We start from the raw sequence: 10,464 nt of genomic DNA, 5'->3' as shown, positions 1-10,464 counted from the left end.
CTCCGAAAGCGAGGCGGTTTCTATCACAGTCGCCAGCTTGGTCTCAGCAGACCAGTTATCCGAATTGCGTTTTTTTGACATGGCATTACCTACTAAATTGACTTGTTTCAGCCAATTATAAAGGGTTGAGGTAGGAATGCTCTCTTGCCTAGCTAGTTCGCTAAGACTCAATGTGTTGTCACTATGAAATTTATTGATCACTGCGTTCTTACGCTCTAGTGAATAACGGCCCATAAATAGTATCCTTACCGCTCTCTTGATTTAAATTTAGAGGGTGACAACTATCCTGACATAGAGAGGATCAAATTGTGGCTAGTTAGTGTTTAGCCGATGTATTTTTCTTTGGGAAGGTCATACAACACAGTCAGCGGAGCATGATCTGAAAAGCGTTCTGCTTTGTAAATCTCAGTACTTACCGCTTTTGCTGCAATGCCCGGTGTGCTGATTTGGTAGTCAATACGCCAACCGACGTTATTATCCCAAGCACGTCCACGATTACTCCACCAAGTGTATTGGTCCGCCTCTTGGTTGAGTTGTCTAAAAACATCAACAAAGCCACGCTCTTCAAATAAATGAGTCATCCAAGCACGCTCTTCCGGGGTAAAACCGGAGTTTTTCAAATTGCCACGCCAGTTTTTGATATCAATTTCTTTGTGAGCAATATTCCAGTCGCCGCAAATAATATACTCATGTCCTGTGTCACGATGATGTTGCATCATCTCATCAATCCAAGGACCGAACTTATCCAAGAAACGGAATTTAGCTGCCTGACGCTCCTCGCTGCTGGAGCCCGAAGGTAGATAAGCGCTGACAATGGTCAAATCATCCCAGGTGGCTTGAATGATACGACCTTCAGGGTCAAACTCATCACAGCCCATGCCGACAGAAATGTCAGGATTGCCTTTGTAGTACAAAGCAACGCCGCTATATCCCTTTTTTTCTGCCGGATTAAACGCGCTTTTATAACCCTCGCGGTTGCGCATATGCTCTTTTATATCAGCGTCACTAATTCTTGTTTCCTGTAAGCACAATATATCAGCATCGTGCGTGTCCATCCATTCAAAAAAACCCTTTCTTTCGGCGGCACGGATGCCGTTAATATTAAGGGAGGTAACTTTTAGCATAAGAATTCTTTAATTGTAAAATGATTGATTTTGTACAAAATGACCAAGATAAAATGTATTAAATATAATCTCGATTAATTGTCATCATTGTATCAATACAGGGTTTTCCCTTGGTTTTTTAATCCGTGGTTTTTAAACTTTGTAGCGGAGCTTGTAACCATAAGCGGCGTAAACGATAGCGACCGATAACCCCGCAGAGGAAAGCCATGCATAACGGTAATAGTAACCAATAAACAAAATGGGCGTGCCAGCTCAAACTAAAGTGGTGAGCGGTAATGGCGGTAATGATCTCGGCAAATAATATAGCGACGAAGCCCGCAGCCATCCCAACAAAGGCCAATTCTAATGTTAAGTGGCGTTGGATCCTTCGTTGTGATAAGCCGATGACTCTTAATAGGGCGACTTCCGTACGCCGCTCATCCATTAACAAGTTAAGGCTGGCTAAGAGTACAAGCAAGCCGGCAACCATGACTAAAATAGCTAAATAACTGATCACCTTAGCAATCATCTGCACGATATCCATCACTTGTGTCAACACCGCATCGACATCAATAAAGAGGGTCGTGGGATAGTGACGAATAAGTTCGCCGAGTTGCGACTTGTCAGCGGGAGGGAGATAAAAACTGCCTAAGTAAGACGCATTATCTTGCCCCATGGTGCCCGGCGAGAAAACAAAAAAGAAATTTGGACTGAAGCTCTCCCATTGTACTTGCCTGAAGCTGACTACCTCGACGTCAATTGTACCGTCCGGTAGGTCGAAGCGTAGTGTATCTCCTAGTGTTAGCTCAAGTTCATTGGCATTTTCTGCTTCAACGGACACTTGATTAGGTCCGGTGAATTCAGCTTGGCCGGCGATAAACAGATTGTTATCAGGAAAGACGCCGCTTTGAGTTAAATTCAACTCTCGGCGCAGGGTATTGCTACGGTCGATGACATCTTGATCAAAAGGCTGTCCATTATGAGCAACTAAACGACCACGAATAAAGGAATATAAGGGATCAGCAGCCCATTGGTGTTCCTTAAGTAATTGCTCAAAGCCTTCTCGTTCATACGGTGGAAGGCCCATGACAAAAAGGTTAGGAGTGTCTTCAGGAAGCTGATCTTGCCAACGATCTAATAAATCACCGCGCAATAAAAAGAGTACCGTCAATAAACTGAGACCCAAAGCAAGCGCTGTCACTTGTATGGCGGTTTTAGCGGGTTGACGTAACCAATGCTCGGTACTGCTAAAAACTCTTTTAACAGCAATCAGTAATACACAGATGGCAGCATAACATACCAAGGCAATGGTAAATATGCCTAACATCACTGCAAAGCTCAGCACTCTATCAGTGCTGATATTCATTGCAAAGATGAATAAGCTGAGCATGGCGGTTGATGCTAAAAGTCGCCGACTGACTATCGATCCTTGGACAGGGCGAAGCACATTTATTGGCGGCATAGCGCTTAACTGATAAATAGCCGGCATAATAAAGCCTGCCAACATCAATGTGCAGGTAAAGGCAGCGATGAGCAAGGGGCCATAAATCAATTCACGTAGTGCAAATTGCAATTCAATTTGTGGTAGGAGCAGGACGACCAATTTTAATAATGTATAGCCGAAAATGATGCCCAAGATCATGCCGATAAGTGTGGCTACTACAGCAACTAAGGATAGTAGAGCGGCAAATGAACCAAGTAGTTGAAGGCGAGAGGCGCCGAGACAGCGCAACATGGCCACATGGTCTTGGTTTTGAGCAACGTAGCGATGGGCTGAGAGTGCGATGGCTATACCACAGAGAAGCAAGGTCAGTAAGTTAGCCAACTGCATAAAGCGATGTAGGTGCTGCATTGGTTCAACCAGTTGCGAGATGCCTTCACTTGATTTTAGAAGACGTAAAGCACCTACCTCCAAATCAGCTGCCGCTCCACCGGGCTCATAGGATCTTAGTGTTGCTTCGTGTTCTGCTAAAAAAGTCTGGAGCTGCCTAGGTTCGCCGCTTAGTAATAGGCGATAGTTTTGGCGACTGCCTAATTGAATGGCATTGGTGCGCTCGACTTCGTCGGCTCTAATAATAACGGTGGGAGAAAAGCCGGCAAAACCGGTTTGTTGATTACTGTCTTTTTTTATGGCACCTTTGACCGTAAACGTTGCATCAGCAATTTGTACTTCATCACCGTACTGTATCTCCAGTAACTCAAAGAGAATGGGGCTGAGCCATAGTTGGCCGCTTTCTAGTTGTTGTAACGGTGAGGAGGAGCTATCGGAAACTTGCAATTCACCACGCAGAGGAAAGTTTTGTTCAATCGCTTTGACATTAACCAAAACAAATTCATCATTAGCCATGGCCATGCTATTAAATAGGATGCTATTGGATGTCGTCAGTTGATGCTTCTGAGCATGGGCTTGCCATTGTGGTTCAATGGGACGAGAGGAGCTAATGACTAGGTCAGCGGCAAGTAATTGTGCTGATTGTTGGGCGATGGAGTATTGAATTTGTTGCTGGCTAAAGCGTAAAGCGGTGGTTGCACTAATGGCTAGGGAGAGGGCGATGAAAACAAGTAGCAAAGCGCCTGAGCCCAGGCTTTGTTTTAGGAGTACGCTAAATAGAGAAAAATAGCGATGCATTTAGCTATACCTCCACCAAGTGACCGTCTTGTAAATCTAAGCGACGTTGGCATTTGGCTGCTAAATCAAGATCATGAGTGACGACAATCAGGGTGGTGTCTTGCTCTTTATTGAGTTCAAAAAATAGGCGTTCAATGTCATTGGCTGTATCACCGTCAAGATTGCCTGTGGGTTCATCCGCAAACACAATTTGAGGCTGTAGGATTAGTGCTCTGGCAATGGCTACGCGCTGTTGTTCGCCGCCGGAGAGGACCTTAGGGATCTGTTGACTTTGTTTATCTAAACCGACCCGCTCTAACATGGCAAATGCTTGCTCTTTGGCTGATTTAACATTAACGTTGCCTAGCAAGCGTATGGGTAGCATGACATTGTCTAAAGCACTTAAATACGGTAGCAGTTGAAAGGATTGAAAAATAAAACCGATATGCTGTAATCGGAGGGCTGCACGCGCCTCTTCTTGAAGTTGATGTACCGGATGACCGCATAGATAAATAGCACCTTCGCTGGGACTATCTAAAGCTGCTAATAAGCCTAAAAGAGTGGATTTGCCCGAGCCGGAGCGACCGGTTATTGCTACTTGTTCACCTGCGCTAATTTGTAGGTTAATATCACGTAAGACATGCAGCTCTCGCTCAGGGGTGAGAATGCGGTGATTCAGTCCCACCGTGTTAATCACGATGTCAGGTGATTGATGTAGCATAAAAGGTCCCAGTGAGTAATTTTCGGTCGGAGATGGTTGGATGGGTCAATCCTATATACGAATAGTGTTAGGCAGTTTACTACTTTGCCTCTTGTTATTTAGTGCGTTAACTAAAGTACAAGCAAAAAGTATACTGATTTTAGGTGACAGTATTAGTGCAGGCTACGGTATGGAAGTTGAGCAATCGTGGGTCAGTCTATTAGAGCAGCGTCTAGAGCAAACGTTTCCGGGTCAGCACAAGGTCATTAATAGTAGCATGAGCGGTGAGACGGCGGCTGGTGCGATCAATCGTTTGCCTAATCTTCTACAGAGTCATACACCCGATATTGTGATTATTGAGTTAGGCGGTAACGACGGTTTGCGTGGGCAACCGCCGCCGCTGATTGAACGTAGTTTGGATCGCTTAGTGGTGATGAGTTTAGCAGCAGAAGCCGAGACCTTACTTTTCGGTATGAAAATTCCTTCTAACTATGGCACTAGTTATAGTCAAGCGTTTGAGGCTAATTTTCAACGCGTAGCGGAACGACATGAGATTGACCTACTACCTTTCTTTTTAGAAGGTGTGGCTGGAGAGGAAGTCTTGATGCAGACGGATGGTATTCATCCCCGTGTAGAAGCACAGCCTTTGTTATTGGAAAATGCTTGGCCCTTGATTGAAGCCGCTCTACAGAGAGATTAGTTTTTTTCTCGGATTGCTAAGTGTCAAATTGTAAAGACTTGTATAATGGTTTTCTTTCGAATAAGACCAAGTGATTTTCTATTTATGGATGATAATACTCAGCAACAACGTCGTGACTTTGTCCGTTTCTCCCTAGAGCAAGGGGTTTTACGATTTGGGCAGTTTGAAACTAAATCTGGCCGTGTGAGTCCGTATTTTTTTAATGCAGGTTTATTCAATAGTGGCAAGTCCCTAGGTGTCTTGGCTAAATTTTATGCAGATGCATTGGTTAGCTCCGGTGTTGAGTTCGATATGCTTTTCGGACCGGCTTATAAGGGCATTAGTTTAGCTGCTGCCACTGCCATTGCTTTATCAAATCATCCGGATTTAGAGGGTCGTGATATCCCTTATGCCTTTGACCGCAAGGAAGCAAAAGACCACGGTGAGGGTGGCGTGTTAGTAGGGGCGCCTTTAGAGGGTAAGGTTGTGATTATTGATGATGTGATTACGGCCGGTACTTCTGTGCGTCACTCAGTCGATATCATTGAGGCACAGGGAGCCAAACCTGCCGCGGTATTAATTGCATTAGATCGCATGGAAAAGGGCGGTAACCACGAAGAGATTGCTGAAAAGTCTGCGGTTCAAGAGGTTGAGCAAAAGTATGGTTTGCCGGTCATTTCAATCGCCTCGCTAAAAGATATCATGACGTTACTAGAAGAGGATGGGCAGTTCACTCAACATGAGGCGTCAGTAGCGGCTTATCGCGAAAAATATGGCGCTTAGTGAGTGTCTCACAGCCATATAAAACGATAAAACGGGGTTCTGGTGACAATCACTCAGAACCCCGTTTTTGTATTTATGCTTGAAAAGCCTCAATAGTTTAACTAGCGTACTAGAGTAATAATTATTTATTTACAGTGAAGATAAATCAACCTGTTTAACTTCGCTATACACGGTTTCAATATTGCGCCAATTTACTCTAAATTGATTGCGTTTCTTGGAGCGCCATTTGTCATTTATTAGCTTCATATTAACGCCGGGATCATAATAGATGGTACTCAAGAATAATGCGCTGATGAACATCTTTAAATCAGTGCCTTTAGCTAAAGTAACTTCGGGCCCGTAGCTATACTGTGGTGGCGTAGTTGATATTTTTGTTGTACTAACAAAGCAGGTGTTATTATGTTTTTTCTTCCAGTGATCAATTAACTTTTCAAAAGACCAACCTGCTGCCAATTTTCCTTGATCGTCACGTAACATCAAGCCTCCCTGAGGGTCTAATATCTCTTTTTTGATAGGTTCAAAGCCTTCAACGTACATAGTTAAGGTGGATTTCTCATTGCGGCGATCTATCAAGTGGCGACTTGCAAAGTCTAAGCGTTCCGGACGTTTCTTAGTAGCATAAGCATCCATAAAATCCTTTAAGTTCGCCAAATAGAGACCGATGTTTGGTTCTGGTGTCATCAAAGTGACCACACCATGTGAATGTGATTTTAATTCCCAATCCATGAAGTCCGGATCACTAAAACCATTTGGCGTAATGCCGAACTGAGCTTCAAGTGTGTATCCTGCGCCATTTTGTGCTGTATATGGAATAATTTCGCCTTGAGGATTCATGCGACATGAATTAATTGGGCCTCTTAAATAAATCTCTTTGAGTTTATATAGTAGTTTCTCTTCGCTTGTTTCATCTGTTTTGGAAAACTCAAAAAATACCGATGTGACCGGTATAATTGCTTCCTTTTCAAGAAGTAACGTTATTTCACTATGCAGCTCACCAGTCCATGCTGTGCAATGCGCCCAAACCGTTGTCTCATTGACTCCTAGGATCAAATAGCGATTAGTATCCCCTCGTTCATTTCTTTGTTCTGGAGTAGGAGGTAGCATCAATTGTCTAGGTGCAATATTTTTATTTTTATTAGAACCTTGAATAAAACCAGACAAACGAGTTTCAGGATATTTAGGATAAAAAATGATTTGTGTATTAGGAGCACGATCGACTTCGCCTTCTAAGTCAATCCAAAAAAAAACTACTGGTGCCTTAAAAATTGCACCTTTTTTGCTTACGCCATCTGCATACATGTCACCTGATGGAATTATTCGGATAATTTCAAAATCGCTACCTAAATAAATTTGTTGTTTTGAGTTATCATTATTGGCTAATTTTTTAATTAAAAATCGCTTAGCACCATGAGCCTGCATGTGTGTTACTAGCGTATTTAAAATACTCAACTTTATCCCTCATAAGTGATTTTTCAAATTAGGTAAGAATTATTTACCCATGGCAAGGACATTCATATCCTATTATTGCCTATTCAAATCCCTCTCCAATAAACTGAATACTACAAAGTAGTAAATAGTCATTTAATTAAGAATGATTGTGTCAGTTTCGTGATAAGATGTCACTAAATTGACCCAGTGGATGGAGTAAAATGTATGAATGAACCTCAGTTAGGTCTAGATCTATACCCAACAGATTATGAGTTGATTAAAGAGCTATCATCTATCTATGATCAACAATTCCTAGCAGATTACCTTAATAAGCAACCAAACAGTAATTGGACACGAGAGACTATCAACCGATGGCTTAAGGGTAAAGCTGCGCCTAAACTAAGCAAGTTGGAGTATGACTACTTAGAAGAACTACTTCCCAAACCTAAAGTGAGTTTAGAAGATTGTGACTTTACCTTTATCGATTTATTTGCTGGAATTGGCGGTATTAGAAAAGGTTTTGAAGAGCAAAATGGCTACTGTGTTTTTAGTAGTGAGTGGGATAAGTTTGCTCGCAGAACATACAAGGCTAATTTTGCTTGCGATCACGCTTTTCACACCTTCAATGAAGATATACGCGATATCACTTTGAGTATGGATTCAAGCATTTCTGAAGAAGAAGCATATAAACACATAGATATCAACGTACCTAATCATGACATACTGCTTGCTGGTTTTCCATGTCAACCTTTCTCACTAGCCGGCGTGTCAAAGAAAAATTCTCTAGGAGCTAAACACGGGTTTGAATGCTCAACTCAGGGCACTTTGTTTTTTGATGTGGCTAGAATTATTGCAGCTAAAAAACCAATTGCTTTTGTTTTAGAAAATGTTAAAAACCTGAAGAGTCATGACCGAGGAAAAACATTCAAAGTAATTATTGAGACACTTACTGAGCTTGGGTATGAAGTGGCAGATGCTGAACATACAGGGCCTAATGATCCGAAGATTATTAACGGCTCACACTGGGTGCCACAAAATCGTGAACGTATAGTATTGATAGGATTCCGTAAAGACCTCAATATCCACAATGGATTTAGTCTCAAAGACCTGCCTAAACCAACCACATCTCCTGTGCTAGGCGATATCTTAGAGGATGCGGATAAGGTTGATGATAAATACATATTGACCCCCAACCTTTGGAAATATTTATTCAATTATGCAGAAAAGCACAGAGCCAAAGGAAACGGGTTCGGCTACGGATTGGTTGGTCCAGATGAGCGTGCACGTACCTTATCTGCAAGATACCACAAAGATGGCTCTGAAATATTGATTGATCGCGGATGGGACTTTAGTAAAGATTTTGAAAACGAAGCAAATATGGCAAAACGTCCTCGTCGTTTAACGCCGCTTGAATGTTCCCGTTTAATGGGCTTAAGTTCTCCTCAAGGCAGTGAATTTAAAATTCCGGTATCAGATACCCAAGCCTACAAACAATTTGGAAACTCAGTGGTATCACCAATGTTTTCCGCTATTGCCAAATTTATAAAGCCGAGGATTATGCAGGTGAAAAAACAGAATACTATGGCTAAATCTGCTTAACAAAAAGCCATTTTTCTCACAGCCATATAAAACGATAAAACGGGGTTCTGGTGACAATCACTCAGAACCCCGTTTTTGTATTTATGCTTGAAAAGCTTTAGCAGTCAAATTAACTTAATTTCTTTTTCAAAATCTCGTTGACTTGAGCAGGATTTGCCTTGCCTTTGGCTTCGCGCATTACTCTACCGACTAATGAGTTAAAGGCTTTTTCTTTGCCTGAGCGGAACTCTTCGACGATGTCGGCATTGGCAGCCATGACCGAATCAACTAAGGCTTCGAGAGCACCCGTGTCACTGATTTGCTTAAGGCCTTTGGCTTCAATGATTTTATCCACATCTGCCTCGTTTTTTCCGGCCCAAAGCGCTTGGAAAACGTCGCGTGCGGCTTTGTGAGAAATTGTGCCGTCAGTGATTCGCTCAACTAACTTTGCTAAGCCTGCCGGTGTGACCGGAATGTCAGTGATTTCCAGACCGGAGCTATTGAGGGTAGCGTTGACGTCACCCATAATCCAGTTGGCGATAACTTTTGCATTGTCGGCTTTGGAAAGAGCCAAGACAGCTTCAAAGTAATCAGCAGTTTCACGATTGACCGTCATTTGTGCTGCGTCATAAGCGGATAAACCAAGCTGAGACTCATAACGTGCGCGGCAGGCATCAGGTAGTTCAGGCATTGATTGGCGTACTTCTTCAATCCACTCTTTGCTGACGATCAATGGAGGTAAATCAGGGCAAGGGAAGTAGCGGTAGTCCTGAGCGTCCTCTTTGGTGCGCATACTGCGAGTTTCGTCATTGACGTCATCATAAAGACGGGTTTCTTGGACAATGGTACCGCCATCTTCCAGTACCTCGATTTGACGTTCAACTTCATAAAGAATGGCACGCTCTAAGAAACGGAAAGAGTTCACGTTTTTGATCTCCGTGCGTGTGCCTAATTCCTTTTGGCCGGCAGGACGAATAGAAACGTTAGCATCACAGCGGAAGTTACCTTCTTGCAAGTTACCATCACAAACGCCAAGCCATACCACTAAGCTATGTAAGGCGCGGGCATAGGCTACTGCCTCAGCAGCCGAATGTAGCTCAGGCTCAGTCACAACCTCGAGTAGTGGGGTGCCGGTACGGTTTAAGTCAATACCGGTCGCTGAACCGCCATCTTCAAAGTGGTAGTTGTCGTGTAAAGACTTACCGGCGTCTTCCTCAAGGTGAGCACGTGTGAGATTGAGCGTTTTTAGCTCGTCTCCGACCATAAAACTAATCTGACCACCGCTGACAATCGGGTGCTCAAGTTGAGATGTCTGGTAGTTTTTCGGTAAGTCCGGATAGAAATAATGCTTACGTTCAAACTGAGAGAATTCAGCGACGTGTGCGTTGATTGCTAAACCGAATTGGATTGCCTTGTGTACTGCGTTGCGATTCATTACCGGTAAGGTGCCGGGTAATGCTAAGTCAGTAGCGCATGTATGCGTATTCGGTTCTGCGCCGACAGCCGTACTGCTGCCGGAAAATATTTTAGAAGCGGTCGAGAGCTGTACATGCGTTTCTAGACCGATAACAATTTCCCATTTCAT

General features: G+C 43.2%; 9 protein-coding genes. 3 read left to right on the top strand and 6 right to left on the bottom strand.

Annotated elements, in window-relative coordinates; genetic code table 11:
* The 4 genes from B092_RS0102010 to B092_RS0101995 all read right to left on the bottom strand — a co-directional run.
* Positions 1 to 234 (bottom strand): transposase (locus tag B092_RS0102010; protein ID WP_018573576.1); only part of this gene is annotated, 234 nt, incomplete at its 3' end.
* Between the two features lie 89 nt (positions 235 to 323).
* Entirely contained in the window at positions 324 to 1,124 is an 801-nt protein-coding gene (locus B092_RS0102005) for an exodeoxyribonuclease III (protein ID WP_018573575.1), read from the bottom strand.
* A 118-nt stretch (positions 1,125 to 1,242) separates the two neighbouring features.
* Positions 1,243 to 3,732, bottom strand: a complete 2,490-nt coding sequence (locus tag B092_RS0102000; protein ID WP_018573574.1) for an ABC transporter permease — start codon at positions 3,730 to 3,732, stop codon at positions 1,243 to 1,245.
* Positions 3,733 to 3,736: 4 nt separating this feature from the next.
* Positions 3,737 to 4,432: an ABC transporter ATP-binding protein gene (locus tag B092_RS0101995; protein WP_018573573.1), complete on the bottom strand. Its 696-nt coding sequence runs from the start codon at positions 4,430 to 4,432 to the stop codon at positions 3,737 to 3,739.
* Positions 4,433 to 4,472: 40 nt separating this feature from the next.
* On the opposite strand from B092_RS0101995, the gene B092_RS0101990 reads away from it, so the two are divergent.
* Both B092_RS0101990 and pyrE read left to right on the top strand, forming a co-directional pair.
* The gene (locus B092_RS0101990) at positions 4,473 to 5,111 is read left to right on the top strand and encodes an arylesterase (RefSeq protein WP_018573572.1); all 639 of its coding nucleotides are present in this window, start codon (positions 4,473 to 4,475) and stop codon (positions 5,109 to 5,111) included.
* An 84-nt stretch (positions 5,112 to 5,195) separates the two neighbouring features.
* On the top strand, positions 5,196 to 5,873 hold the full coding sequence (pyrE, locus tag B092_RS0101985; RefSeq protein ID WP_018573571.1) for an orotate phosphoribosyltransferase: 678 nt from the start codon (positions 5,196 to 5,198) through the stop codon (positions 5,871 to 5,873).
* A gap of 129 nt (positions 5,874 to 6,002) precedes the next feature.
* On the opposite strand, the gene B092_RS0101980 is transcribed toward pyrE, so the two are convergent.
* Positions 6,003 to 7,322 (bottom strand): MvaI/BcnI family restriction endonuclease, encoded by a 1,320-nt coding sequence (locus tag B092_RS0101980; protein WP_026253540.1) that lies wholly within the window; start codon positions 7,320 to 7,322, stop codon positions 6,003 to 6,005.
* A gap of 204 nt (positions 7,323 to 7,526) precedes the next feature.
* Here B092_RS0101980 and dcm point away from each other — a divergent pair, with 204 nt between their 5' ends.
* A complete protein-coding gene (gene dcm / locus B092_RS0101975) occupies positions 7,527 to 8,900 on the top strand; it encodes a DNA (cytosine-5-)-methyltransferase (RefSeq protein WP_018573569.1) in 1,374 nt (457 codons plus the stop codon).
* Between the two features lie 109 nt (positions 8,901 to 9,009).
* Here the strand turns inward: dcm and gatB are convergent, their stop codons facing one another.
* Positions 9,010 to 10,464 carry an Asp-tRNA(Asn)/Glu-tRNA(Gln) amidotransferase subunit GatB gene (gene gatB / locus B092_RS0101970; protein WP_018573568.1) on the bottom strand — a complete coding sequence of 485 codons (1,455 nt, stop codon included), beginning with the start codon at positions 10,462 to 10,464 and terminating at the stop codon, positions 9,010 to 9,012.

It is taken from the genome of Oligella ureolytica DSM 18253 (assembly GCF_000373745.1).
Taxonomy (GTDB): Bacteria; Pseudomonadota; Gammaproteobacteria; order Burkholderiales; family Burkholderiaceae_B; genus Oligella; species Oligella ureolytica.
Note: the sequence above shows the minus strand (reverse complement) of the source record. Positions and strands in the feature narration are given on the sequence as shown.

Coding starts and splice junctions, on each gene's coding strand:
- pyrE (WP_018573571.1), top strand. CDS start 5,196: ATGGATGATAATACTCAGCAACAACGTCGTGACTTTGTCCGTTTCTCC.
- B092_RS0102000 (WP_018573574.1), bottom strand. CDS start 3,732: ATGCATCGCTATTTTTCTCTATTTAGCGTACTCCTAAAACAAAGCCTG.
- B092_RS0102005 (WP_018573575.1), bottom strand. CDS start 1,124: ATGCTAAAAGTTACCTCCCTTAATATTAACGGCATCCGTGCCGCCGAA.
- B092_RS0101995 (WP_018573573.1), bottom strand. CDS start 4,432: ATGCTACATCAATCACCTGACATCGTGATTAACACGGTGGGACTGAAT.
- gatB (WP_018573568.1), bottom strand. CDS start 10,464: ATGAAATGGGAAATTGTTATCGGTCTAGAAACGCATGTACAGCTCTCG.
- dcm (WP_018573569.1), top strand. CDS start 7,527: ATGAATGAACCTCAGTTAGGTCTAGATCTATACCCAACAGATTATGAG.
- B092_RS0101990 (WP_018573572.1), top strand. CDS start 4,473: ATGGGTCAATCCTATATACGAATAGTGTTAGGCAGTTTACTACTTTGC.